General features: G+C 42.1%; 22 protein-coding genes. 12 read left to right on the forward strand and 10 right to left on the reverse strand.

Annotated features, from left to right (window positions below):
- The first annotated feature begins 67 nt into the window (after positions 1 to 67).
- From ACX3PU_RS02510 to ACX3PU_RS02535, 6 genes are all read left to right on the forward strand, one after another.
- Positions 68 to 514, forward strand: a complete 447-nt coding sequence (locus ACX3PU_RS02510; RefSeq protein ID WP_459083326.1) for a 6-pyruvoyl trahydropterin synthase family protein — start codon at positions 68 to 70, stop codon at positions 512 to 514.
- A 22-nt stretch (positions 515 to 536) separates the two neighbouring features.
- Positions 537 to 1,304, forward strand: a complete 768-nt coding sequence (locus tag ACX3PU_RS02515) for a UDP-2,3-diacylglucosamine diphosphatase (protein WP_459083327.1) — start codon at positions 537 to 539, stop codon at positions 1,302 to 1,304.
- Positions 1,305 to 2,279 carry a LuxE/PaaK family acyltransferase gene (locus tag ACX3PU_RS02520; protein ID WP_459083328.1) on the forward strand — a complete coding sequence of 325 codons (975 nt, stop codon included), beginning with the start codon at positions 1,305 to 1,307 and terminating at the stop codon, positions 2,277 to 2,279.
- A 70-nt stretch (positions 2,280 to 2,349) separates the two neighbouring features.
- Positions 2,350 to 3,078, forward strand: coding sequence for a DUF4230 domain-containing protein (locus tag ACX3PU_RS02525; RefSeq protein WP_459083329.1), 729 nt, complete (start codon positions 2,350 to 2,352; stop codon positions 3,076 to 3,078).
- Positions 3,079 to 3,205: 127 nt separating this feature from the next.
- Complete coding sequence (locus tag ACX3PU_RS02530; RefSeq protein ID WP_459083330.1) at positions 3,206 to 5,137, forward strand: ABC-F family ATP-binding cassette domain-containing protein; 1,932 nt, start codon at positions 3,206 to 3,208, stop codon at positions 5,135 to 5,137.
- Positions 5,138 to 5,211: 74 nt separating this feature from the next.
- Positions 5,212 to 7,359 (forward strand): S9 family peptidase, encoded by a 2,148-nt coding sequence (locus ACX3PU_RS02535; RefSeq protein ID WP_459083331.1) that lies wholly within the window; start codon positions 5,212 to 5,214, stop codon positions 7,357 to 7,359.
- A gap of 60 nt (positions 7,360 to 7,419) precedes the next feature.
- On the opposite strand, the gene ACX3PU_RS02540 is transcribed toward ACX3PU_RS02535, so the two are convergent.
- Complete coding sequence (locus ACX3PU_RS02540) at positions 7,420 to 7,872, reverse strand: DUF4442 domain-containing protein (RefSeq protein ID WP_459083332.1); 453 nt, start codon at positions 7,870 to 7,872, stop codon at positions 7,420 to 7,422.
- Positions 7,873 to 8,017: 145 nt separating this feature from the next.
- A complete protein-coding gene (locus ACX3PU_RS02545) occupies positions 8,018 to 10,168 on the reverse strand; it encodes a M3 family metallopeptidase (protein ID WP_459083333.1) in 2,151 nt (716 codons plus the stop codon).
- A gap of 71 nt (positions 10,169 to 10,239) precedes the next feature.
- Between ACX3PU_RS02545 and ACX3PU_RS02550 the strand changes: the two genes are divergently transcribed.
- Entirely contained in the window at positions 10,240 to 11,043 is an 804-nt protein-coding gene (locus tag ACX3PU_RS02550) for a head GIN domain-containing protein (protein ID WP_459083334.1), read from the forward strand.
- Here the strand turns inward: ACX3PU_RS02550 and ACX3PU_RS02555 are convergent.
- The 5 genes from ACX3PU_RS02555 to ACX3PU_RS02575 form a co-directional block, all read right to left on the reverse strand.
- Positions 11,040 to 12,908 carry a monovalent cation:proton antiporter-2 (CPA2) family protein gene (locus ACX3PU_RS02555; RefSeq protein WP_459083335.1) on the reverse strand — a complete coding sequence of 623 codons (1,869 nt, stop codon included), beginning with the start codon at positions 12,906 to 12,908 and terminating at the stop codon, positions 11,040 to 11,042. The genes ACX3PU_RS02550 and ACX3PU_RS02555 overlap by 4 nt on opposite strands.
- Complete coding sequence (locus ACX3PU_RS02560) at positions 12,908 to 13,429, reverse strand: NAD(P)H-dependent oxidoreductase (RefSeq protein WP_459083336.1); 522 nt, start codon at positions 13,427 to 13,429, stop codon at positions 12,908 to 12,910. Before ACX3PU_RS02560 ends, ACX3PU_RS02555 begins: the two co-directional genes overlap by 1 nt.
- A gap of 113 nt (positions 13,430 to 13,542) precedes the next feature.
- Entirely contained in the window at positions 13,543 to 14,355 is an 813-nt protein-coding gene (locus ACX3PU_RS02565; RefSeq protein WP_459083337.1) for a TPM domain-containing protein, read from the reverse strand.
- On the reverse strand, positions 14,336 to 14,767 hold the full coding sequence (locus ACX3PU_RS02570; RefSeq protein WP_459083338.1) for a TPM domain-containing protein: 432 nt from the start codon (positions 14,765 to 14,767) through the stop codon (positions 14,336 to 14,338). The genes ACX3PU_RS02565 and ACX3PU_RS02570 overlap by 20 nt, the downstream gene beginning before the upstream one ends.
- A gap of 6 nt (positions 14,768 to 14,773) precedes the next feature.
- On the reverse strand, positions 14,774 to 15,382 hold the full coding sequence (locus ACX3PU_RS02575; protein ID WP_459083339.1) for a LemA family protein: 609 nt from the start codon (positions 15,380 to 15,382) through the stop codon (positions 14,774 to 14,776).
- Between the two features lie 74 nt (positions 15,383 to 15,456).
- On the opposite strand from ACX3PU_RS02575, the gene ACX3PU_RS02580 reads away from it, so the two are divergent.
- Entirely contained in the window at positions 15,457 to 15,966 is a 510-nt protein-coding gene (locus ACX3PU_RS02580; RefSeq protein WP_459083340.1) for a dihydrofolate reductase, read from the forward strand.
- A gap of 165 nt (positions 15,967 to 16,131) precedes the next feature.
- The gene (locus ACX3PU_RS02585; RefSeq protein ID WP_459083341.1) at positions 16,132 to 16,701 is read left to right on the forward strand and encodes a DUF2892 domain-containing protein; all 570 of its coding nucleotides are present in this window, start codon (positions 16,132 to 16,134) and stop codon (positions 16,699 to 16,701) included.
- Between the two features lie 76 nt (positions 16,702 to 16,777).
- Here ACX3PU_RS02585 and ACX3PU_RS02590 read toward each other — a convergent pair whose 3' ends face one another.
- Genes ACX3PU_RS02590 through ACX3PU_RS02600 form a run of 3 tightly spaced genes read right to left on the reverse strand, consistent with a single transcriptional unit; the run spans position 16,778 to position 18,891 of the window.
- On the reverse strand, positions 16,778 to 17,410 hold the full coding sequence (locus tag ACX3PU_RS02590) for a trimeric intracellular cation channel family protein (RefSeq protein WP_459083490.1): 633 nt from the start codon (positions 17,408 to 17,410) through the stop codon (positions 16,778 to 16,780).
- Between the two features lie 21 nt (positions 17,411 to 17,431).
- Positions 17,432 to 17,893, reverse strand: a complete 462-nt coding sequence (gene coaD, locus ACX3PU_RS02595) for a pantetheine-phosphate adenylyltransferase (protein WP_459083342.1) — start codon at positions 17,891 to 17,893, stop codon at positions 17,432 to 17,434.
- Between the two features lie 8 nt (positions 17,894 to 17,901).
- Entirely contained in the window at positions 17,902 to 18,891 is a 990-nt protein-coding gene (locus tag ACX3PU_RS02600) for a D-alanine--D-alanine ligase (protein WP_459083343.1), read from the reverse strand.
- 156 nt (positions 18,892 to 19,047) lie between these two features.
- Here ACX3PU_RS02600 and ACX3PU_RS02605 point away from each other — a divergent pair, with 156 nt between their 5' ends.
- The 3 genes from ACX3PU_RS02605 (at position 19,048) to hemW (ending at position 22,361) form a co-directional block, all read left to right on the forward strand.
- Positions 19,048 to 20,076: a PASTA domain-containing protein gene (locus ACX3PU_RS02605; RefSeq protein ID WP_459083344.1), complete on the forward strand. Its 1,029-nt coding sequence runs from the start codon at positions 19,048 to 19,050 to the stop codon at positions 20,074 to 20,076.
- Between the two features lie 68 nt (positions 20,077 to 20,144).
- The gene (locus tag ACX3PU_RS02610) at positions 20,145 to 21,227 is read left to right on the forward strand and encodes an RluA family pseudouridine synthase (RefSeq protein ID WP_459083345.1); all 1,083 of its coding nucleotides are present in this window, start codon (positions 20,145 to 20,147) and stop codon (positions 21,225 to 21,227) included.
- Positions 21,228 to 21,236: 9 nt separating this feature from the next.
- Positions 21,237 to 22,361: a radical SAM family heme chaperone HemW gene (gene hemW, locus ACX3PU_RS02615; RefSeq protein ID WP_459083346.1), complete on the forward strand. Its 1,125-nt coding sequence runs from the start codon at positions 21,237 to 21,239 to the stop codon at positions 22,359 to 22,361.
- The last annotated feature ends 98 nt before the right edge of the window (positions 22,362 to 22,459 follow it).

A 22,459-nucleotide genomic window follows, 5' to 3' on the forward strand; every position in this document is an offset into this window, starting at 1 on the left:
TATGGGTCCCGAGGGAGTAAGGCGACTAGGCAAGAGAGTTCTCGTTTTAAAGTTTTATCTTTGCGCTATGATACGCATCACCAAACAGTTCAGTTTTGAAACCGCCCACGTCCTTTACAATTACGATGGGAAATGCAAAAACATGCATGGGCATTCTTATAAGTTGTTTGTTACCGTGAAGGGGGAGCCCATTCAGGATTTAGACCATGCTAAAAATGGAATGGTAGTTGATTTTGGTGACATTAAGGCCATTGTCAAAAGACAAATCATTGAACCTTGGGATCACGGAGTTTTGGTCAATGCACTTTCCCCGCACAAGCAATTGGGGGAGGATTTGCAGGCTCAAGGACATAAGGTGATTTTTTGCCCTTACCAACCGACCTGCGAGAACATGCTCTATGAAATTGCCAAAAAAATAAGCGCAGAACTTCCTAAGGGAGTAGAACTTGCGTATTTGAAACTCCACGAAACAGAGAATTCTTACGGCGAGTGGTTTCTTGAAGAGAACCGCTAATCTTAGCACTTGAGATAGTACCATGACAGAAATTGAACTTTTACCCGGAAAAAAAGTCTATTTTGCTTCCGATCAGCATTTTGGCGCGCCAAGCTTCAAAGAAAGCAAGGTTCGTGAGCAAAAATTCATTCGTTGGTTAGAGCAGATCTCTTCGGATGCGCAGGTGCTTTTCTTAATGGGGGATTTGTTTGATTTTTGGCACGAATGGAAACACGTCGTGCCCAAAGGCTTTGTTCGCGTATTAGGAAAATTAGCCGATTTACACGACCAAGGAGTTGAAATCCATTTTTTTATTGGCAACCACGATTTGTGGATGAAAGATTATTTTGAAACCGAAATTGGGGCCAAAGTATATTTCGAGAAACAGATTTTCAAAATAGGGGATAGGACCTTTCTTCTCGCTCACGGAGATGGATTAGGACCTGGAGACAAAGGGTATAAGCGAATGAAAAAGCTTTTCACCAATCCGCTTGCACAATGGGCCTTCAAATGGATTCATCCAGACTTAGCCATGCGCATAGCGCTGTACCTTTCACAGAAAAACAAAATGATTTCCGGAGAAGAAGACAAAGCTTTTTTAGGAGAGGACAAAGAATTTTTAATCCTTTATTCCAAGGAGAAATTAAAGGCGCAGCATTATGATTATTTTGTCTATGGACATAGGCATTTGCCTATGGTTTTAGACCTAGACCAGAGCGGCTCACTTTATATTAATCTGGGAGATTGGATTTCGTATTTTACCTATGGAGAATTTCAAACGGAATTTGAATTGAAAACGTTCGAAGGGTAGATGGATTCAATCTTTGACATAAAATCTAAGCCGGATTTCCTTAAGGCGGCACTCGAAACATTTCAGTACCAGTATGAGAACGTGGAGGTTTATCAGCGGTTTGTTGATTTTCTAAACGTGAAAGTATCTGCGGTCCAGAAGTTGGATCAAATTCCATTTTTACCCATCGAAATGTTTAAGAACCATACGATTTTAGATAAAAATTTTGAGAGCGAACTCTATTTTCAAAGTTCAGGAACCACACAAATGGTTCGATCAAGTCATCATATAGCAAAAAGCGCGCTTTACGATAAAAGTCTCTTTAAGTCCTTTGAACTCTTCATAGGCCCCCCTGACGAATTTATCATTTTAGGTCTCTTGCCCTCGTATCTTGAAAAGTCGAATTCGTCTCTCATCTACATGGTGGATGCGCTGATGAAGCGGTCCAATAGGCCAGAAAATGATTATTTCCTGTACAACCACGAGGCTTTACTTGAACTCCTTCAAAAAACACAGAATGAAAAAGTGGTGCTTTTTGGAGTTTCTTTTGCGCTGCTTGATTTTTTAGAATCGGACCCGAGCATAAAGGAATTAGATCTCAAAAACCTCGTTGTGATTGAAACCGGAGGAATGAAAGGCCGAAAGGTGGAAATCACCAAAGACGAACTGCTTTTGCAACTAAAAGAGGGGTTTGGAATTCAATCGATCTACTCTGAGTATTCCATGTGTGAACTTTTATCGCAAGCGTACTCCTTAGGAGAAAATCGCTACCAGTGCCCCCCTTGGATGAAAGTTCTAATTCGCAGTTTGGATGATCCTATGTCGTATTTGCCTGAAAATAGAAACGGCGCACTTAATATTATCGACTTGGCGAACCGGCATTCTTGCTCTTTTATTGCGACTCAGGATTTAGGAAAACAAAGGGACCTCTTTTTTGAAGTCTTAGGTCGTATTGACCATTCGGATGTTCGGGGCTGCAGTCTACTGGTTTCCTAAAGTAAGATATTTGCATGAAATTTGTAGCTTTTGGCTAAGCGCATGCGCCTTTAAATAAACTATAGGATTTATGATTCCAAAAAAATACAAAATGCTACTGCTCTCTCTAGGAGTGCTAGGCGTTCTTTTGCTAGGTTATATCTTGTATCAGCTAGCTACGAATAGTGCGGCTCAAGGGGGAGTGATGATTTTAGTGATGCTCGTGCTAGGTCTTCTCTTGGGCGGTCTCATTACGTATTTGGCAGTGGGGAAATTAAAATCCTCTCCTCCTGTAGTGAAGGAAAGTTCGCATACGGTGGCGCAAAGTTTAAAAAAAGTTTTTAAAGTCGTTTCCGCGGAAGGGCATTTTAGTGAGATTTACAATTACGAAGAAACCAAAAAGCTTTTAAATTTCATTCCTACGAAGAAAAGAGCGCTGGTCATCGTGGAAGCAAAAGTCCTTGTAGGGTACGATTTTGAGAAATTAAAATGGGAATTAGACTCCGAAACCCGGACGGTGAAACTAATCGATTTTCCAGAGCCCGAGATTCTTTCTACAGAGACTGAATACAAATATTACAATATTGAGGAGCAGCTATTCAATCTCTTTAGCCGAGAAGATCTCGCCAACATTCAAAGAAATAGCAAGGCTCAAGTGATTGAAGCGGCAAAAGCTTCCCATTTGCCCGAGGCAGCCAAAGAACAAATGCAGATGCTCCTTACAGAGCTTTTAAGTTCCAAGAATTTCAGATTGGAAAATGCGAGCCTGATTACCCAAAAGGAATCCGGTCTCAGTTTGCCTAACGCAGCGCAAAACTAGACGTTAAAAAGGGAAAGAAACGATTTTTTTGTTGACTGAAAAGGGGTTTTTTAGACTCAAATTGGGAGTTCAAATTCCTCATACAATTTTCGTACTTTTGCACCCGTAAACTTTTTACCTAACTACTATGCTTTCAGTTCAGGGCCTTGGCCTTCATCATTCGGGAAATTATCTCTTCCGTGACGTTAACTTTACCATCAAGCGCGACGATAAGGTCGGTCTTGTAGGGAAGAACGGTGCGGGAAAATCGACGCTTCTAAAAATCTTATCTTCTGAGATACAATTTTACGAAGGAGTTGTGGTACCTGAAGGGTCCATCACCATTGGGTTTCTAAAGCAGGATTTGGAGTTTGTGAAAGGCCGCACGGTTTGGGAGGAGACTCTTCAAGCCTTTGAGCAGATAAATCTCTGGAAAGCAGAGCTTGAGGAGGTGAATCATCAAATGACGGTTCGAACCGATTACGAAAGTGACGCCTACACGGATTTGATTACTCGTATGACGGAGCTTAACGATCTTTTGCACCATCACGACGCATACAATTTAGAAGGCGATATGGAAAAAGTACTCCTTGGACTTGGGTTCAAGGCGGATGATTTTTCTCGAATTACGGACACTTTTTCCGGGGGATGGCGTATGAGAATTGAACTAGCTAAGCTTCTACTTCAAAATAACGATTTACTTCTATTGGATGAGCCGACGAACCACTTGGATATGGAAAGTATCATTTGGCTTGAGAACTTCCTAAAGGATTACAATGGGGCGATTGTTTTGGTAAGTCACGACAAACAGTTTATGACTTCCGTTTGCAACCGTACTTTTGATGTGAACAACCGTAAAGTAGACGATTACAAAGCCAATTATTCCAAGTATTTAGAGCTAAGAAAAGAAAGACGCGAAAAACTGCAACAGGCGAAAAAGAATCAAGATACAGAGATAAAGCAGATGGAAGACAATATCAATCGATTCCGTGCTTCTGCCACGAAGGCTTCTTTTGCGCAGTCCCTTATTAAGAAATTAGACAAAATCGAACGAATTGAAATCGACAACGAGGACATTTCTAAATTTAACATTCGATTTGTTCAGAGTGTCGTGCCAGGGAAAGTTATTTTTGAGGCGGAAAACCTTGGAAAAGCCTATGACGGTAAACAAGTTTTTGATGGAGTGGATTTCTTTATCGAACGAGGAGATCGCATTGCCCTCCTCGGACAGAACGGACAAGGAAAATCCACCCTTGCAAAAATCCTAACCGGAGATATAAAAGATTATTCAGGCGATTGGACTTTAGGCCACAACGTAAATATTGGGTATTTTGCTCAGAACCAGGAAGAGGTTCTTACGGCGGGGAAAACGGTGCTTCAAGAAGCGGAAGATGCCGCCACTGAGGAGACTCGTCCTCGAGTAAGAGATCTACTTGGAAGCTTCCTTTTTTCAGGGGAAGATGTGAATAAGAAAACCCAGGTGCTGTCCGGAGGGGAAAGAAATAGACTCGCACTGTGTAAACTTCTACTACGTCCGTTCAATACCCTAATCATGGACGAACCGACCAACCACCTTGATATTCAGTCGAAAGAGATCATCAAGTTAGCCTTGAATAAATTTGAGGGAACCCTGATTGTAATTTCTCACGACCGTGAATTCTTACAAGGACTCGCTGATAAAATCTTTGAATTCCGTGACGGCCATATGAAGGAGTTCTTAGGAAACGTAGATGAATATTTAGAATTCCGTCAAAAAGAAAGTATTCGTGAAATCTCAATGGAAAAGGCAAAGCTCAGTCAAAAGCAAGAGAGCAAAGTAGAGGTGAAAGCCGCTCCTGCTCCAGAGAAACCGAAAGAAGAACCGAGAGGTTTTGTGACCAAAGAGCAAAAGCAGTTGGAAGGCAAACTCAAAAAAGCAGAACAGGCTATTAGTGAACTGGAAGCTGCCATTGCCAAGAAAGAGTCGGAATTTGCAAGCCATAATCCTTCGGAGTCGGATCTTGAATCTTACGAAAAGCTTAAACTTGACCTTGAGACGCAAATGGCACTTTGGGAAGAGCTTGCTTTAGAAATGGACTAAGACCAAGGATTAAGCCCCTTTTTGCGGTATAGGTTTTATTTTTTCAGTACATTTGATCGATTTAATTTGTACGCATGAAACTATCAAAACTCTCACTCTTTTTCGTCTTTTCAGCCACTCTTCTAACGGCTCAAAAGCAAAAATACACCATGGAAGAGGCCGTAAGTGGTCTACGCAGTAATTTAGCGGTGGAGAACATCTCCCAGTTTTCTTTTTCTTCGGATTCGAAAAGCTATTTAAGTGCTGTAAAAAGCGGCTATATGATTACTGATTTCGGGACTTTAAAATCCGATACTCTAATTTCACTTTCAAGAGTGAATCAAAACCTTCAAGGAAAAGACCGGTTAGATCGATTGCCTCCTTTGAGTTTTCTTTCGAGTACGAGCGCCTATTACAAAGACGCGGGTCAATATTCCCTTTTAACCAAAACTTCCAAAGGTTGGACAAGAAGCACCTATTTCAAGGTGCCTGAAAAGGCGGAAAACATTACGGTTCTAGAAGGTAAAAACGCAGCTGTTTATACAGTGGATCAAAATCTATATTATGTAAAAGGACAAGAGGTTAGGGCTATTTCTCAGAGCACAGATCCTAATGTCGTTTACGGGCAAGCTGTTCACCGAAATGAGTTTGGTATTGACAGAGGGATTTTTGTTTCCCCAGATCAGCAGAAAATTGCCTTTTACCGAATGGACCAAACGATGGTCGCCGATTATCCCATTGTAGATTGGTCAGGAAGTCCTGCCAAGAATGAAAACATGAAGTACCCAATGGCGGGTCAAAAATCACACGAAGTCACACTGGGGGTTTACGATATTAATACGTCTAAAATTACCTATTTGAACATTCCGGGAGACAAGGAACAGTATCTTACGGCCGTGACTTGGAGTCCCGATTCCAAAAGCATTTTCGTGGGCGTTTTAAATCGAGACCAGAATCATTTAAAAATGAATCAGTATAGTCTGGCAGGAGCTTTTGTAAAGGAAGTGTTTGAGGAAAAAAGTGCTCAGTATGTAGAGCCCCAGCATCCACTTGCCTTTTTCCCAGGTTCCAATACCGATTTTATATGGCAAAGCGAACGAAGTGGCTACAACCACATGTATCATTACAATGTGGACAAAGGCCTAGTAGGAGCTTTAACGCAGGGCGATTTTATCATCACAGAACTCCTCGGCTTCAATGAAAAGAAAAATGAAATTTACTATAGTTCAACGGAAAAGTCACCGCTGGAAAGACAGTTGTATCGCCTCAACTACAAAACAAGGAAAGTGGAGCAGCTAACTCGTCAGCCTGGAATGCACAGTGGAAAGTTAAGTGCAGACGGCGCGCTCTTATACGATTCTTATTCGAATAGCGAGACCCCTCGCGTCGTGTCCGTTCTTCGCACAGCGGATCTGAAAACCCATGTTTTGGTAAAGAGTAAGAATCCCCTTGAGAACTATGAAAGACCCGAAATCCGAAACATCACCCTAAATGCAGAGGACGGGACCCCTTTGTATGGAAAATTAATTCTTCCTACCCAATTTGACCCGTCTAAGAAGTATCCGGTGATCGTCTATCTATACAATGGACCCCATTTGCAATTGGTGACCAATAGTTTCCCTGCAAGTGGCAATTTATGGTATGAATACATGGCTCAAAATGGGTACATCGTCTTTACCATGGACGGGCGAGGCTCAAGCAACCGCGGTGCAAAATTTGAAAGAGCCGTCTTTAGAAACTTAGGGGAAGTAGAAATGAAAGACCAACTCAAAGGGGTTGAGTTTTTGAAAACCATTCCGCAGGTCGATCAGCAGAGAATGGGTGTGCACGGATGGAGCTTTGGAGGGTTTATGACGACGAATTTAATGCTTAGCTATCCGGATGTGTTTAAAGTAGGTGTGGCAGGTGGACCGGTGATCGATTGGAACTGGTACGAGATCATGTATACCGAACGATACATGGACTCCCCAAGTCAAAATCCAGAAGGGTACAAAAAGGCGAACCTAACAAGCAAAGTGCAGAATCTCAAAGGTGACCTACTTATGATCCATGGAGCGCAGGACGATGTGGTGCTTTGGCAGCACTCAATTAAGTTCCTTAAAGCCGCAGTGGACAAGGGAATTCAACTGGATTACTTTGTGTATCCTGGACATAAACACAATGTCCTCGGAAAAGACCGGGTTCATTTGATGCAAAAAGTAACGGATTATTTTGATCTCCATTTAAAAGGAGAAAAAAAGTAGAAATAAAAAGGGCGGTTCATTATAAGAATCGCCCCTTTTTTTTGGACCTGTAGTGAAGCGTTAGTTTTTGACTTTAAAACTCCAAAGGAATTCGAACTGAGAAACGGTCTCTCCCTTTTCATTGATTCCTTTTGAACGGAGCCAAAGGGTTTGGCCCTCACCAGACTTAATCGCTAGTTGAATTGCACTTTCAATTTCTTCGCCCTGCTCGCAAGAGAAATGGATTCTTCCTACGGCTTTTTTCGTGAATTCTGCTTTGTTTTGTACCACCAGCATCGAGATTTTTTGGCTTGTCTTTCTGATTTTGTCGGCGCAAAGTATTCCGGTAGAAAACTCGGCAGCCATTCCCTGAACGGCCCAAAACATAGAGCGAAAAGGGTTTTGGTTTAAGAGTCCTAGCTTTACGCTCGAACGGCAAGATTTTGAGTCTAATGCTTTAATTCGGACTCCAGCCAAATAGGAAATTGGAATCGTCTTCAATAAGTAGAGGTTGTAGAGCGTGGTAGGTTTCATGGGTTAAAAATACATAAAAGCCTTTGGGAATAGAAATTAACTTCTATTGCATGAATAAGGGTTTTGCTTTTTCAAAAAAGAAAGCGGTTATAAAACTTTCTGTTTACAACCGCTTTTTTTTAATTCTCTTTCGTTCGCTTCGAACTTATTTGATAAACCCTTTGCTTTTTAGTAGGGGAGTAAGATCGGGATCTTTCCCTGTAAATTCTTTAAAGGCCGTGTTGAGATCGGTAGAATTCCCAACCGAGAGAATGTACTTTCTAAAGCGTTCCCCGTTTTCACGAGTCATTCCTCCATGGGTACTAATGTAGTCCCAAGCCGAAGCATTTAGCATATCCGCCCACATATATGCGTAATATCCTGCGGAGTAACCGCCCCCGAAAATATGGGAGAAATAGGGAGAATGGTATCTTGGAGGAACTTCACTTAAATTGAACCCAAATTTAGCGAGGGTTTCTTTTTCAAATTCAAGGGTAGGTTTAAATTCATTTTCATTTTTCACAGAGTGCCAACCCATATCAATACTTGCAGCAGAAACTAGCTCTGTAGTAGAGTATCCTTGGTTGAAGCTACTCGCCTTTTTTATTTTGTCCACAAGGGATTGAGGCATTGGCGCTTTCGTTTCATAATGAAGTGCGTAGTTCTTTAATACGACCGGTTCTAAGGCAAAGAATTCATTGATTTGCGAAGGGAACTCCACAAAATCTCTTGGGGTCGCTGTACCCGAAAGAGAAACGTATTGTTGGTTGGCAAATAGACCGTGAAGTGTATGTCCAAATTCATGGAACATGGTGGTCACATCGTCATAAGAAATTAAAGAAGGTTTTCCTTCTGCCGGTTTCTGGTAATTGAATACATTGACAATGACCGGTTTTTGCCCTAGTAGGTGAGATTGATCCACAAAGTTGCTCATCCAAGCACCTCCTCCCTTGTTGCTACGAGTATAGAAATCCAAATAGTAAATGGCCATGGACGTTCCGTCTTGGTCAAAGACTTCGTATACAACCACGTCGGGATGGTAAACGGGAAGATCGGTGCGCTTTTTAAAAGTAATTCCGTAGAACTGCTCTGCGGCATAGAATACTCCTTTCTCTAGGACCGTCTGTACTTCAAAATACGGTTTGATTTCGTTTTCATCAAGATCATATTTTTCCTTTCTAACTTGTTCTGCATAGTAATTCCAATCCCACGGTTCGAGTTTGAAGCCTCCGTTCTGCTTGTCAATAAGAGATTGTATTTCATCTCTCTCGCGTTTTGCAGTCGCTACAGCCGGAGTTGCGAGCTGAGCAAGTAAATTAATGGCTTTGTCTGGAGAACCTGCCATTTGGTCTTGAAGTTTCCACTCTGCAAAAGAACTTTTTCCCATTAGTTTTGCTTTCTTTAGGCGCAGAAGGGCTTCTTTTTCTAAAACAGAACGAGTGTCTGCATTGTCGTTTTTCTCTGCACGATGCCAAGAAGCTTTGAAAAGTTTTTCTCTTGTGGCTCTTACATTTAAATTTTGCAGGATGGGTTGTTGCGTTGTGTTTTGAAGAGCAAGAAGGTAGCCAGTAGCGTGACCTGCTGCCTTCGCATCGCTTGCCGCCGCAGCCAATTGGTCTGGGGATAAACCGTCAAGCTCTTTTACGTCGGTTATGTATAGTCCTCCCTGTTTTCTTGCTGCTAAGAGTTTGTTAGAATATTGAGTGGAAAGCGTTGCAAGCTCTGCATTGACCGCCTTAAGTTCTTTTTTGTTTTCAGGAGATAAATCCGCTCCGGCAATTTCGAAGTTCTGTTTGTAATACTCTAGTAAGCGCTGACTTTCTTTATCGAGACCTTCACTGCTTACTTTTTTAAGCCTTTGCCATATTTTGTCATTCAAATAAAGCAAGTCGGAATGACCTGCTAGAATAGGCGCATACTCCTCTTCTAGTTTTTGAATAGTTGGGTTTGTGTTGGCACTGCTTAGGTTGTAGAAAACCGTAAGCGCTCTTTTTAAGACCTCACCGCTGTTCTCAATCGCAAGCACAGTATTCTCAAACGTAGGCGCTTCCGAATTGTTTGCAATGGCCTCGTATTCTGCTTTTTGAATTTTTAGTCCGTAATCGAAGGCAGGTTTGAAGTGTTCGTCCTTTATTTTATCAAACTGGGGAGCCTGGTATTGCAATGTGCTTTTGTTTAAAAAAGGATTGTTCTGCATGCTGGGATCTTGCGCATTTGTAGAAGATTCTGCGCTGGAAGTAGATTGTTTCATTGTGCTACAAGCCGTGGCCGAAAGAGCCAGCGACGAAATTAAAACTAATGAAGTAATGTTTTTCATTGGTAAGGTGTTATAATAGTAAGAGATAAAGATACAAAATCTTAAATTTGAATACCCTTAAAATTAATAGTATGAAAAAAATTCTAATCGTTTGCCTGTTTTCTCAAGCTTTATATGCATGTAATTCTTCAGATCCTCAGGGAGTTATTTCAAATTGGGTCACCCAAGATCAAGTCTCGGCCACAGGGCCTATGAGTGAAAAATCGTTTAAGGTTTCCTTTGAGACCGTTCGCGTTTCCACATCCATCGATGCGGAAATCATTCAATCGAATCGCCAAAGAGTGGTTATTTCTGCACCGGAATCGATTTTAGACAAAGTTTTGGTAGATTCAAGCGGAGATCATCTTCATATAACCTTTAAACCTGGAACCTCAATTCGAGGCGCGCACAAAGTGAGAGCAAAAATTTACACAAATAGACTTTCAGGGGTCACGGCGGATTCGTCTGCAGACATTGTGATTCAAAGTAAATTTACGCAAGAAAGAATGAATCTGAAAGCTTCAAGCAGTGGAAGTATTGCGGGAGATGTAGAAGCAAATGACCTCTTTTTAGATGTTTCTAGCAGTGGAGACTATTCTGGAAAAATATGGGCCATTAACCTAACTGCCGAAGCCTCCTCTTCGGGAGATCTTAAACTAAGTGGAAAAGCAAGGAATGCAGAGTTGAAGGCAAGTTCTTCAGGCGATATTAAAGCCGAGTCCCTTTTCGTAGAAGATGCGGCAATCAAAGCCAGTAGCAGTGGCGATGTGAAAGTGTCGGTTTCCCAAAGGGCCAATGCAAGTGCAAGTAGCAGCGGGGATGTGACCATTTTAAAAAGAGGGAATGTAATCTTAACAAGGCATGTAAGTTCTGGAGGATCCGTTCGTATGGATTAAGGAAGATTCTCATTTTCCGCTTCGTCGTAATCGTTCCAATCGTGCGTATCAAAATTGAGGTTGTCTAAGGAGAGAAGCGCTTCTTCTCTTTGAATGGATTCCCGTGTAGAAAAGCTCAGTCCTTCGCCGCTTTCGTATTCTTTCGCAATTTTTCGAACCGAAAGTTTATCAATGTTCATAAATCGTTTTCCGAGTCGACGGGCTGCGTATTTTCGCATGCCCGTTTCACTCAATACATCCACCGCCATATCCACGGCAGTTCCTAGGGTTTCACGGTAAATCTGATCAATCCCGTGGTTGAGGTAATGATAGGCATCCAATCTGTTTTTAGCGCGGACAAATATTTTCACTTTCGGATAATGTTCTCGAACGGTTTCCGCAATGAATCTATTGGAATCGGGATCGTCTAGGGCCAATATGAGAATTTCCGCTTCTTCGATTCCGGCCGCTCTTAGAATCGGAATTCTCGTAGCGTCCCCATAGAAAACTTTGAAACCAAAACTTCGAAGCACTTTGATTCGCTCCGGATCATAATCCAAAACCGTCGCAGAAATTTTGCTTGCTCTTAGGAGTCTTCCGACGGTGCTTCCAAAATGTCCGAACCCTACAATAATGATTTTTTTATCCTGTATTTTGGTGTCCAAAATGTTAAAGGGCTTTTCATCCGACTCTCCAGGTGTGAACTTGGGCGCTAGTTTTTTCTCATAAAAGATGAGCAGTAGAGGGGTAATGGTCATCGTAATGGCTGTAACGGCCATCATTTGAGAATTAAGAGTAGAGGAGATAAGATATAAGTTTTGAGAATAATTCAGAAGCACAAAGGCAAATTCTCCTACTTGAGAGAGAGCAAACGCGTAAAAAAAGTTTTGTTTGTTCTCTATCTTAAAGAACTTGCCCACGGCATAAAGCACAAATAATTTGATGGCAAGTACCACGACTACCGTGGAGAAGATAAAAAGGGGGTCTCTTGCAATGGTAGCAAAATTGATCATCGCTCCCACGCTCACAAAAAAGACGGCTAACAAAAGTCCCTTAAAGGGATTGATTTGAGCTTCGAGTTCATGACGGAATTCGCTGTTAGCAAGCATGACCCCAGCAAGAAAGGCACCCAATGCAGGGGAGAGTCCAACGGCCACCATGAGTTCAGATACTCCAATCACTAAAAATAGAGACGAAGCGGTTAGTAGTTCACTCATTCCGGCTTTTGACACATACCTTAGGAAAGGAACAAAAACGTATTTACCTAAGAGGACGAGAAGTACGACCCCTAAGATCACGGTGGCTCCTTGCATCCATTCGGGTAGATTTTGAATTAAAATTTGAACTTCGTTTTCTTCTTTAATTTCAAATTTCGCAATCAAAGGAAGTATGGCAAGAATGGGAATAACGGCGATGTCTTGAAAGAGAAGGGTAGCAAAAGAGGCTTCCCCCACAGTGGTCTTAATTAAGTTTTTCTCTTGCAATAATTGCAATACTATCGCGGTGGAAGAAAGGGCAAAACACATGGCCACGGCAATGGCCTGATTCACTCGCCAACCGGCCAAAATAAAAGCAAGAAACAAAAGTCCAATGGTGAGGGTGACTTGTGAGAGCCCCAGTCCCACGATGCGTTTACGCATCGACCAGAATTTCCTAGGTTCGAGTTCAAGTCCTACAATGAAAAGAAGCATCACGACGCCAAACTCTGTGGCATGCATGATGCCGTCCGTTTGTTTTCCTGTTAACTGCAATACAAAAGGACCTATAATGACTCCGCCAAGGATATAACCAATGACGGAACTCAGTCCAAGTTTTCGTACGAGCGGCACCATAATGATGGCAGCTCCTAAGAAAATCAGTAGGTTCATTGCAATGTTGGTTTCCATTAACTTGTAAGGAGTTTTATAAAGTTTTGTTTGTGTTGAATGATTTCTTTTTTGGTTAAGTTTTCGGCTTCGTAAACAATGAAGGTGGGTTTTAGATCCGCCTCAAAGGCTCTTAATGTGACAATAAGCCCACTGATTAAATGTTCAATCGTATAGCCGTGTTTACCAGAAGGTCCAAAGGACCGCTCCTTGCTTCTCGTAGTGGTCAAGATGAAAACCTCTTTGTTTTCAAAGGGATTTTCGATCTCAGCGTTTATCCAGGTAGGGTCTAAGACTTCGTCTAACCAAAGGCGTAGCAGAGGAGGAATACCAAACCAAATAATTGGAAAGTGAAAAACAAAACGCTCGTAGTGTGCAAGGCGCTTTCGTTCTTTAAATGCAGAAATGTGAAAATCGGAATACAATTCATAGAGATCTAAAAAATCGTAATGCTGATGTCTTTCGTAAAAATTAATTAGTACCCGATTGGAATAAGAATATTCCAAGTAAGGGTGAGCGAAAATAACCAGTGTGTTTTTCACATAAAATAGATTGGAGCTCTAATCTAGTGAAAAAAAGAGTACCAATCGTAAAGGTTTTGGGAAAATTCTCAAACAACCTTCGTTATTTTGACAGAAAGAGGATTGCGTCTGGATTACCAACCGCCAGAGGCTCCTCCACCACCAAAACTTCCTCCTCCGCCGAAACCTCCGAAGCCGCCTCCGCCGCCAAAGCTTCCTCCTCCGAAACCCCCACCGCCTATCGGTGGGAAAGGAAAGAATCCTCCGGGATACGATCTTCTCCCTCTTTTGCTTAAGATGACATCTCTATCTTCATCTCGGTAGCCTCCGCCACCTCCGCCACCCGTTTTCGAGAGAATGATCAGAACGAGCATCACAATAATGAAAATTACAATGATCCGACCCATGCCAGGCATTTCATTGTTTGAAGGGTCTTTTACAATAGGTTTGAACTGTCCTTGAACCGCTTCCATTAATGCAGTGGTGCCTCGGTCTAGTCCTGTGTAGTAATCTCCTTTTTTGAAACTTGGGGTAATAAGGTAGTCAATGATTTGTCCTGCGACTGCGGCCGTAAGGTATTTTTCCACCGCTCTTCCTTGTTGAATGGCAAGAGTTCGGTCGTCTACAGCGACTAGCAGAACAATCCCATTGTCTACTTCTTTCTTACCGATTTTCCAAGTTTCTCCAAATTGCCAGGCTACGAAATTTACATCTTCGCCTTTCGTGGAGGGGATAATAATTAGCTCTATCTCTGTGGAGGTAGAGTCTTCAAATTTGATGAGTTTCTCGTTTAATTGATCCTGCTGCTGCTTTGAAAGAATCCCCACCTCGTCATAGACCGGGTAAAGCACTTTCGGCTTTTCGGGTACGGTGTATTGAGCCCATAACAAAGCGCTAAAAGCAAAGGAAAATAGAATCGTAAAAAAGTTACGAGAATGTAATCTCATTGGATAGTTCGTTTGGATTTCCCTCCTGAATTGGGAAATAGTTTTTTAGTTCTTGGCCTGTTTTTAAGATGGCCTCTTTTAGAGCCTCATAAAAACGGCCCTGGGCAAATTCTGCAGTGATGTTGTCGTGGAGATTGTCCCAGAATTGTTGCCTTACCTTTTCATGAATTCCTTCATCCCCAATAATGGTTAGATATTTCTGTTCAAAATTGACATGAAATAGCACGCCGTTACGCTCCTTCGTATTTTGCATTCCCAGTTTCGTGAAAGCAGCAAAAGCCACGGCGGCATTGTCCTTTGGGGTTGTCGCGTCAATATGGACTCGTATCTCACCACTGGTGTGGTTTTCAGCCTCACAAATGGCCTCCACGAGGGAGGACATTTGCGATTCTGAAAGAAAAGACTTTTTCATTGTTTTTTAGTTAGAAAAGACCTCAGGCGCTACTTCAGATCCAGCAGCGGATTTGAAATAAGGTTTTTCACCTTTGTTAAACAAGCCAGCCAAAACATTGTTCGGGAAGGTTTTCACTAAATTGTTATATTCTTCCACGGCACCGTTGTACGTGACGGTTTCCGCTCGAATGGAGTTTTCAATTGCCGTATATTCTCGTTGGAAGTTGAGATACTGCTGGTCCGCTTTTAAATTAGGATACTGCTCCACGACAGCCATTAATCGACTAAGCGCTCCGGAGAGTTCGCCTTGTGCGGCTTGGAATTTGGCCATGTCCGCCTCCGTCATATTGGTTGGGTCAATGGTAACAGAGGTCGCTTTCGAACGAGCTTCTACCACACCTGTAAGGGTTTCCTGTTCAAATTGTGCGTAAGACTTTACGGTTCTTTCTAAGTTTGGAATTAAATTCGCACGTTTTTGGTACACGGTTTCCACGTTTGACCAACGAGCATTTACTTTTTGTTCTCCTTGAACAAAACTGTTGTAGGCATTTTTCCCCCAAAAGAATAACACAGCAGCAATAACGACTAGTGCGATTCCAATGGTGCCTGCGCTAAGACAACCCTTATTTCTCATAGTTTAAATATTATATGGTTTAATGCCTCGTAAATATACAAATTATGTGCTATTTTTGTCAAAATTCAAAAAAAATGACGACGCTAATTGTGGCCATGGGGCAGAATCGAGAAATTGGACACGACAATAAGCTCTTGTGGCACTTGCCAAAGGACCTAAAGCACTTTAAGGCACTGACGAGTGATCATCCCATTGTCATGGGACGAAAAACCTTCGAAAGCATTGGTAAGCCGCTTCCCAATCGGACCAACATTGTCGTAAGCCGAAAGAAAGATTGGTTTATGGAAGGGGTTCTGATTGTAGGAAGCCTTAAAGAAGCGCTAAAGTTTGCCAAGAAAATCAATCCAGATATCTACGTGATCGGAGGAGGAAGTCTATATGAGCAGACGATTGAAAATGCGGATCGATTGGAAGTGACCCTCGTAAAAACGAGCCTTGAGGCCGATACGTTCTTTCCCAAGATTGATTCGAAACTCTGGATCAAAACAAGTGAAAGATGTGAAGAGGCAGATGAAAAAAATGAGTATGATCTTTGTTTTCAGACTTACGAGCGGAAGGATGCTCAAAAGGAGACAGAAGCTTAGTTTTCAAAACCACTATAAGATTGATAGCTGATTTCTTAAGAAGAAGTAAAATGACCTGAGCGTAATTCGTGCTTGGCGACTTCTCCAAAAGAAGAAAAGGAATTCCAATTTTAGAACTTCCTTTTTAAAGGCATTTTTTTATCTTTGTACCACATAAAAATAGAAATGAATAAAATTATAAAATTAGTATTTGCAGCCCTTTTGATGGGTCTAGGCGTCTACATGATGTTTTTCACTCGGGAAACAGGGTGGGGAATCGTCGTGTTTCTTCTTAGTGCAATTCCGATCGCGCTGTTTTTCAAAAATGAATACATTCTACTTGCTTTCTGGCAGATGCGTAAGCAAAATACAGAGAAAGCAGGGCAGTGGCTTGAGAACATTAAAAATTACAGAACCCAATTGCACAAATCGCAGTATGGATACTTCCATTATATGCAAGGTCTAACGCTAGCGCAAGATCAACCTGTGAAAGTAGAACCCTTGATGAAAAAGGCCCTCGAGTATGGATTAAATATGAAGCACGATCGTGCCATGGCTAACCTAAACCTAGCTGCTGTGGCTATCTCCAAAGGTCGGAAGCAAGAAGGACAAAGACTTTTAGAGGAAGCTAGAAAATTAGACAGTGCTGGAATGATGACCGATCAAATCAAAATGATGAAAGATCAGTTAAAGATGCCTTCTATGCAGAAGCATATGCACAATCCACACATGAGACAAAGAGGCAAGTTCTCTTAAGAAGAAAAATAACTCAAATAAAAAGGAATTAGCCTGCAAGGATATTGCAGGCTAATTCTTTTCTATGGATTGAAGATTAATCTTCAAAATTGGTTCTCTGGTCGTAGAATTTGGGCATCTGCCAATGGTATTTAACGGCGAAGGTTCGAATCAGTACAATAAGAAGAATCGTTGCAATTTGAATGATGACATAGGCTAGGTTGGTGTACCGAATCAGAGAAAGGAAAATCCCACCCCCTACAATACAAGCGGTTGCATAAATTTCTTTTCGAAAAATCAATGGGATTCGGTTCAGGAATGTATCTCTTAAAATCCCACCGAAACAACCGGTGATCGTTCCAAGTGTTAAGCAAATCAAAGGGTGAAGTTCTTGGCTTAAGCCTTTTTGGATTCCGATAATGGTGAAAAGGCCAAGACCAAAACTGTCAAAAATAAAGAGGGTGACTTTAAAATTTCGTTCAAAGGATTTGACGATAAAGGCCAAAACGGTCCCGATGAAAATCGTGATAGGATACAGCATATCGCGCATCCAAAAGACAGGTACGCCTAGGAGTAGGTCTCTCACCGTTCCGCCTCCTACCGAAGTAACAAATGCAATAATAAGGACACCAAAGGGATCTAGGCGTTTCTGCATAGCTGCAAAAGCACCTGACATCGCAAAGGCTAGGGTTCCTACGACCTCTATGAAGAGGTTGAAATTGTGATGGATTTCCAATACAAACAGGTTAAATTAGACGCGTACCGCGGTGGGTACTAGGAGTTCGTAATCTCCTTTAAAGGTAATGATTTCTCGAACAATACTACTTGAGATAAAGGATTTTCCAGAAGAGGTGAGAAGGAAAATGGTTTCAATTTTATTGTCTTGTGTGAGAGTTCGGTTGGTTTGCGCTATGGCTTTTTCGAATTCGAAGTCGGCAGGATTTCGTAGGCCTCTAAGGATAAAATTTACATTTTTGCTGCGGCAGTAATCGATGGTGAGGCCCTCGAAGTTGTCAACTTCCACATTTGGAAAATCTTTAAAAGTGTTGCGAATGAATTCTTTTCGCTGTTCCAAAGAAAACATGTATTTCTTTTGAGAGTTCTGTCCAATGGCAATAATGATTTTGTCAAATAGAGGCGCTGCTCGCTCCACAATATCAAAGTGTCCTAAAGTAATCGGGTCAAATGATCCCGGAAATACCGCAATTCTCATAAGCGTTGTTAAAGGGGTTTGTTATAGGCTTTCTCCACTTCATTTCCGCAGAGTTCTTGTATGCTGAGACCAAAATGGGTCGCTTGTTGTGGCAATATGCTCGTGGGAGAGAACCCGGGATTGGTATTCATCTCTAGCATGTAGGGAATGCCCTCTACAATGATAAATTCACTTCTTGAGAATCCACTCATCCCTAAAGAGTCGTACGCACGAATCGCTACTTTCTCCACTTTCTCTTTGATTGAATCCGAGATTCTGGCTGGGGTGATTTCCTGGGAAGCTCCCTGGTATTTTGCAGCGTAATCAAAGAATTCGGTTTCGGGAACAATTTCTGTAATTCCCAGAACGGTGGTTTCTCCTTTGAAATCGACCACGCCGACCGAAACTTCCATTCCGTCTAGGAACTCCTCAATTAAAATTTCGTCGTCCTCGGCAAAAGCGGTTCGGATCGCTTCCGGGAATTCTTCTAAGGATTTCACTTTGGTAATTCCGAGCGAAGAGCCGCTTTGGTTGGGCTTCACAAAAAGGGGAAGTCCCAGGTGCTCAATAATTTGCTCTGCCTCAATCCGATCGTTTTTCCGTAAATAGACGCTTTTGGCAGAAGGTACCTGGTATTTTGCTAGAACGGCTAAGGTATCCTTTTTGTTGAACGTTAAGGCACTCTGGTAAAAGTTGCATCCCGTGTATTTTTGTCCAATGGTATTCCAATAGGCCTGCAGTTCTCCATTTTCACCCGGTCGACCGTGAACGGTATTGAAACAAACATCGAATTTGAGAACATACCCGCTTTGCATTTCTACGGAAAAGTCGGCTTTATTAATCGGAACTTTTTGTTCGTTATCGTCCATGAAATACCACTCATCTTCTAAGATGACTACGCGATAAACATGGTAAGCCTCCCGATCTAGGGAGTCGTAAATGAGTTGTCCACTCTTAAGCGAAACTTTGTATTCTTCGCTGTATCCGCCCATGACCACGGCAACGTTCTTTTTATTCATATTTACTGCACCTTAAGGGTAAGGCAAATTTAGCAATTTTGTTTAAGCTAGCAGATTTTTGAAAAAAAATAATGTTCTCACGCTTCAAGGGCATGAAAATCCAATCCCGTTTTTAAAATTATTAGTTATATTTGTCTTCTGTAACAAGGATACTGTATGTTTAAATCGCTTTTTCACTGGAAGGTACTAGGGAATATACTTCTCGCAGCCATTGTATTTTTAGGTCTCGTCTGGCTTACCTTTCGTTGGCTTGAAGTCCACACCAATCATGGGGAAGAAATTCCAGTTCCCAATGTCGTCAATTTATCCGTACACCAAGCGATTGAAGTACTGGACGACAATGGACTTCATTACGAAGTGGATAGTTTTAAATACGATCCTAAGTTTAAGCCTTTCCAGGTTTTGCAAATCTATCCAGCCGTAGGTTCAAGAGTGAAAGGAGGACGAGCTATTCTTCTAAAAGTAAACCCTCGAACCTATGCACCGGTTCAGGTACCTGATATCTTAGATCAATACAAAGGACTTGCCTTTAGGCAGTTGGAATCGATTGGGCTTAAGGTAGGCGATACGATTTATGAGCCTAACATTCAGCGTGATGCGGTTATTCGTATGCAGAGAGGAGGTACCATCGTCAAGCCAGGAATGAAACTTCCTCGTTTTGCAAGCATAGATTTAGTCATTGGTACGGGACCCAAACGAAATGTAACGGTTCCCAACTTAGTAGGTCTCACAGTCCAAGAAGCAAAAGCGGTCATCTCAAACAATTTGTTTGAAATTGGTCTGATTGATTTTGAAGACCCAAACCGAGATCAATCGGATATTGTGTACTACCAAGATCCTGAAGGCGGAGCTATTCGGGACCAAGGAATGCAAATTGATCTTTGGGCTAGCAAAAAGATTCCAGCCCAAATGATGGGAAAAATCCAGCAGCTCAATTCTATTTATCGGACCCAGATTGAGCGAGCGCCAGCACCTATTGAATGGGAAGATACTTCCAATCCTATAGAGACGGCTCCGAGAAACCCGGTCATCCCAGCACCCCCACAAACAGATCCCGAGCAAAAAGCAAAACCGGTGGAACCGGCAAAAACACCGAAAACAACAAGTGAAAAATCGAGTACTTCTAAAACGCCAGAATCGAAGGATGAAACTAAGCCTAAGGCTCGAAAAGTAATTGTGGAGTAACTTTTAGTCAATAAAATAATAGAAATATAATAGCTTCAACGTTTGCGTGAAGCTATTTTCAATAGCGGATGAGCCAAGATTATAACGAAATAGAAGATCAAGATCCCGAGTTAGACTTTGATGGAAACGAAGATTCTCAGGACGAGAATCAGGAAAGCGGCGCCCTGTATGAGCATTTGCGTCTCAAGGTGGATCCGGGTCAGGTGCCACTTCGTATTGACAAATACTTACTAATATTCCGTCAAAATTCTTCAAGAAACAAACTCTCTCAGACCTGTAGAGCCGGCAATGTCGTTGTGAACGGAACGCCTGTCAAACAAAACTACAAGGTAAAACCGGGCGATGAGATTTCCGTTCTCTTAAGTCGTCCTCCTAGAGAAAATGTGATTGTTCCTCAGGATATTCCTTTGAATATTGTGTACGAAGATTCAGAAGTCTTGGTTGTGGACAAAGCTCCAGGTATGGTGGTGCACCCGGGCCACGGCAATTGGGACGGAACTCTTGTGAATGCGCTTGCATTTCACTTTGAGAAGAACAAAGAGAAAAGCGATTTAGACCGCGTAGGACTGGTGCATCGAATCGACAAGGATACGTCCGGACTACTCGTGATCGCAAAATCAGAATTTGCTTTAAGTTTCTTAGCGAAACAATTTTTTGAAAGAAAGACAAAGCGACTTTACTGGGCTTTTGTTTGGGGAAACCTAGCAGAGGACGAGGGTACTATTGAAGGAAATATCGGTCGCCACGAGAAGAATCGCATGCAGATGGCGGTTTTCCCTGACGGGAGCAGTGGAAAACATGCGGTGACCCATTACAAAGTAAAAGAGAGATTCCGCCATATGACTTGGGTAGAGTGTCGCCTGGAAACAGGACGTACTCATCAGATTAGAGCTCATTTTAAATACCTCGGCCATACGCTTTTCAACGACGAACGATACGAAGGAAATGTAGCCCTACGAGGCGTCAATTTACCGAAATACAAGCACTTTATTAAGAATGTATTTGAGGTGCTCCCTCGCCATGCGCTGCATGCGCATACCCTAGGATTTATCCATCCCACCACCAAGGAGCCTATGTTCTTTGAAAGTCCAATGCCTCAGGATATGCAAGAAGCACTAGACAAATGGAGGATGTATTTAGAGCATAATTAATAAAGGCGCATGATTTACTTTCACATTCCTTTTTGTAAACAAAAATGCAGTTATTGTAATTTTCATTTTTCCACTTCTTTAAATCAGAAAGAGGAGCTTCTACTTGCTCTCCATAAAGAATTATCTCTTCGGGAGCGGGAACTCGAGAAAAAGCCACTTCGTTCGATTTATTTTGGAGGCGGTACGCCGTCCCTTTTGGAAGTAGATGAACTTTGGGCACTTCTCGAAAAGACGCAGCGTTATTATGATTGGGACGAGGATATTGAAATTACGCTGGAGGCGAATCCAGATGATTTGTCTGCAGTGAAGTTAGGGGCGCTTTCAAAAACACCGATTAATCGACTTTCTATTGGAACTCAAAGTTTTTTCAAGGACGATTTAATCCTCATGAATCGCGCACATACTGCCTCCGAGGCTCTCGATTCTATTAAAAGAAGTCAGGACTTTGGGTTTGAAAATCTTTCAATAGACCTGATTTACGGAGCGATGACCTCTTCTATGGAGATTTGGCAAGAGAATCTTCAAATTGCGATGTCCCTTGAAATCCCTCATATTTCAGCGTATGCCCTTACGGTGGAGCCTAAGACGACCTTGAGCCATTGGGTGCAAGAGAAGATCGTTCCCCCGCCAAGTCAAGCCCTTCAAAACGATCAGTTTCATTGGATGGCGCAGTATCTTAAAAAGCAAGGACTAAGTCACTATGAAATTTCAAATTTTGCAGTGCCTGGAAAAGAGTCAAGACACAATTCCGCCTATTGGAATTATTCACCTTACCTTGGAATTGGACCCTCAGCACATTCCTATGATGGGAAGTCCAAAAGAAGCTGGAGCGTGGCAAACAACACAAAATACATTCAATCCCTTCGCGAGGGAGCGGTTGCGTTGGAAGTTGAGATTCTTGAAGAAAAGGACCGCTACAATGAAATGCTAATGATAGGTCTTCGAACTCGCAAAGGGGTAGACTTACAAAGGCTTCAATCGGAATTTTCATCGGAGATTCTTACCCATTTTGGCAATGAACTGACTCCAAAAATGGACAACGGGTATTTAAAAATGGAGGGGAATCGCCTTGTGATTCCTTCCGAACATTGGTTTATGGCCGACGGTATCGCTTCCGATTTGTTCAAAATCTAGCCACCAAGAAGAGGCTAGAAATCCATACGAGAAATAATATTTGTATTTTTGCAACAAATTGGAATCGCTTTGAAAATAAAAAAACCAGATTACTCTTC

The sequence above is a fragment of the Chryseobacterium sp. A301 genome, assembly GCF_054489425.1.

What these genes read in the sequence shown, in the direction of transcription:
- ACX3PU_RS02510 (WP_459083326.1), top strand. Translation starts at nt 68, where the DNA reads ATGATACGCATCACCAAACAGTTCAGTTTTGAAACCGCCCACGTCCTT.
- ACX3PU_RS02515 (WP_459083327.1), top strand. Translation starts at nt 537, where the DNA reads ATGACAGAAATTGAACTTTTACCCGGAAAAAAAGTCTATTTTGCTTCC.
- ACX3PU_RS02520 (WP_459083328.1), top strand. Translation starts at nt 1,305, where the DNA reads ATGGATTCAATCTTTGACATAAAATCTAAGCCGGATTTCCTTAAGGCG.
- ACX3PU_RS02525 (WP_459083329.1), top strand. Translation starts at nt 2,350, where the DNA reads ATGATTCCAAAAAAATACAAAATGCTACTGCTCTCTCTAGGAGTGCTA.
- ACX3PU_RS02530 (WP_459083330.1), top strand. Translation starts at nt 3,206, where the DNA reads ATGCTTTCAGTTCAGGGCCTTGGCCTTCATCATTCGGGAAATTATCTC.
- ACX3PU_RS02535 (WP_459083331.1), top strand. Translation starts at nt 5,212, where the DNA reads ATGAAACTATCAAAACTCTCACTCTTTTTCGTCTTTTCAGCCACTCTT.
- ACX3PU_RS02540 (WP_459083332.1), bottom strand. Translation starts at nt 7,872, where the DNA reads ATGAAACCTACCACGCTCTACAACCTCTACTTATTGAAGACGATTCCA.
- ACX3PU_RS02545 (WP_459083333.1), bottom strand. Translation starts at nt 10,168, where the DNA reads ATGAAAAACATTACTTCATTAGTTTTAATTTCGTCGCTGGCTCTTTCG.
- ACX3PU_RS02550 (WP_459083334.1), top strand. Translation starts at nt 10,240, where the DNA reads ATGAAAAAAATTCTAATCGTTTGCCTGTTTTCTCAAGCTTTATATGCA.
- ACX3PU_RS02555 (WP_459083335.1), bottom strand. Translation starts at nt 12,908, where the DNA reads ATGGAAACCAACATTGCAATGAACCTACTGATTTTCTTAGGAGCTGCC.
- ACX3PU_RS02565 (WP_459083337.1), bottom strand. Translation starts at nt 14,355, where the DNA reads ATGAGATTACATTCTCGTAACTTTTTTACGATTCTATTTTCCTTTGCT.
- ACX3PU_RS02570 (WP_459083338.1), bottom strand. Translation starts at nt 14,767, where the DNA reads ATGAAAAAGTCTTTTCTTTCAGAATCGCAAATGTCCTCCCTCGTGGAG.
- ACX3PU_RS02575 (WP_459083339.1), bottom strand. Translation starts at nt 15,382, where the DNA reads ATGAGAAATAAGGGTTGTCTTAGCGCAGGCACCATTGGAATCGCACTA.
- ACX3PU_RS02580 (WP_459083340.1), top strand. Translation starts at nt 15,457, where the DNA reads ATGACGACGCTAATTGTGGCCATGGGGCAGAATCGAGAAATTGGACAC.
- ACX3PU_RS02585 (WP_459083341.1), top strand. Translation starts at nt 16,132, where the DNA reads ATGAATAAAATTATAAAATTAGTATTTGCAGCCCTTTTGATGGGTCTA.
- coaD (WP_459083342.1), bottom strand. Translation starts at nt 17,893, where the DNA reads ATGAGAATTGCGGTATTTCCGGGATCATTTGACCCGATTACTTTAGGA.
- ACX3PU_RS02600 (WP_459083343.1), bottom strand. Translation starts at nt 18,891, where the DNA reads ATGAATAAAAAGAACGTTGCCGTGGTCATGGGCGGATACAGCGAAGAA.
- ACX3PU_RS02605 (WP_459083344.1), top strand. Translation starts at nt 19,048, where the DNA reads ATGTTTAAATCGCTTTTTCACTGGAAGGTACTAGGGAATATACTTCTC.
- ACX3PU_RS02610 (WP_459083345.1), top strand. Translation starts at nt 20,145, where the DNA reads ATGAGCCAAGATTATAACGAAATAGAAGATCAAGATCCCGAGTTAGAC.
- hemW (WP_459083346.1), top strand. Translation starts at nt 21,237, where the DNA reads ATGATTTACTTTCACATTCCTTTTTGTAAACAAAAATGCAGTTATTGT.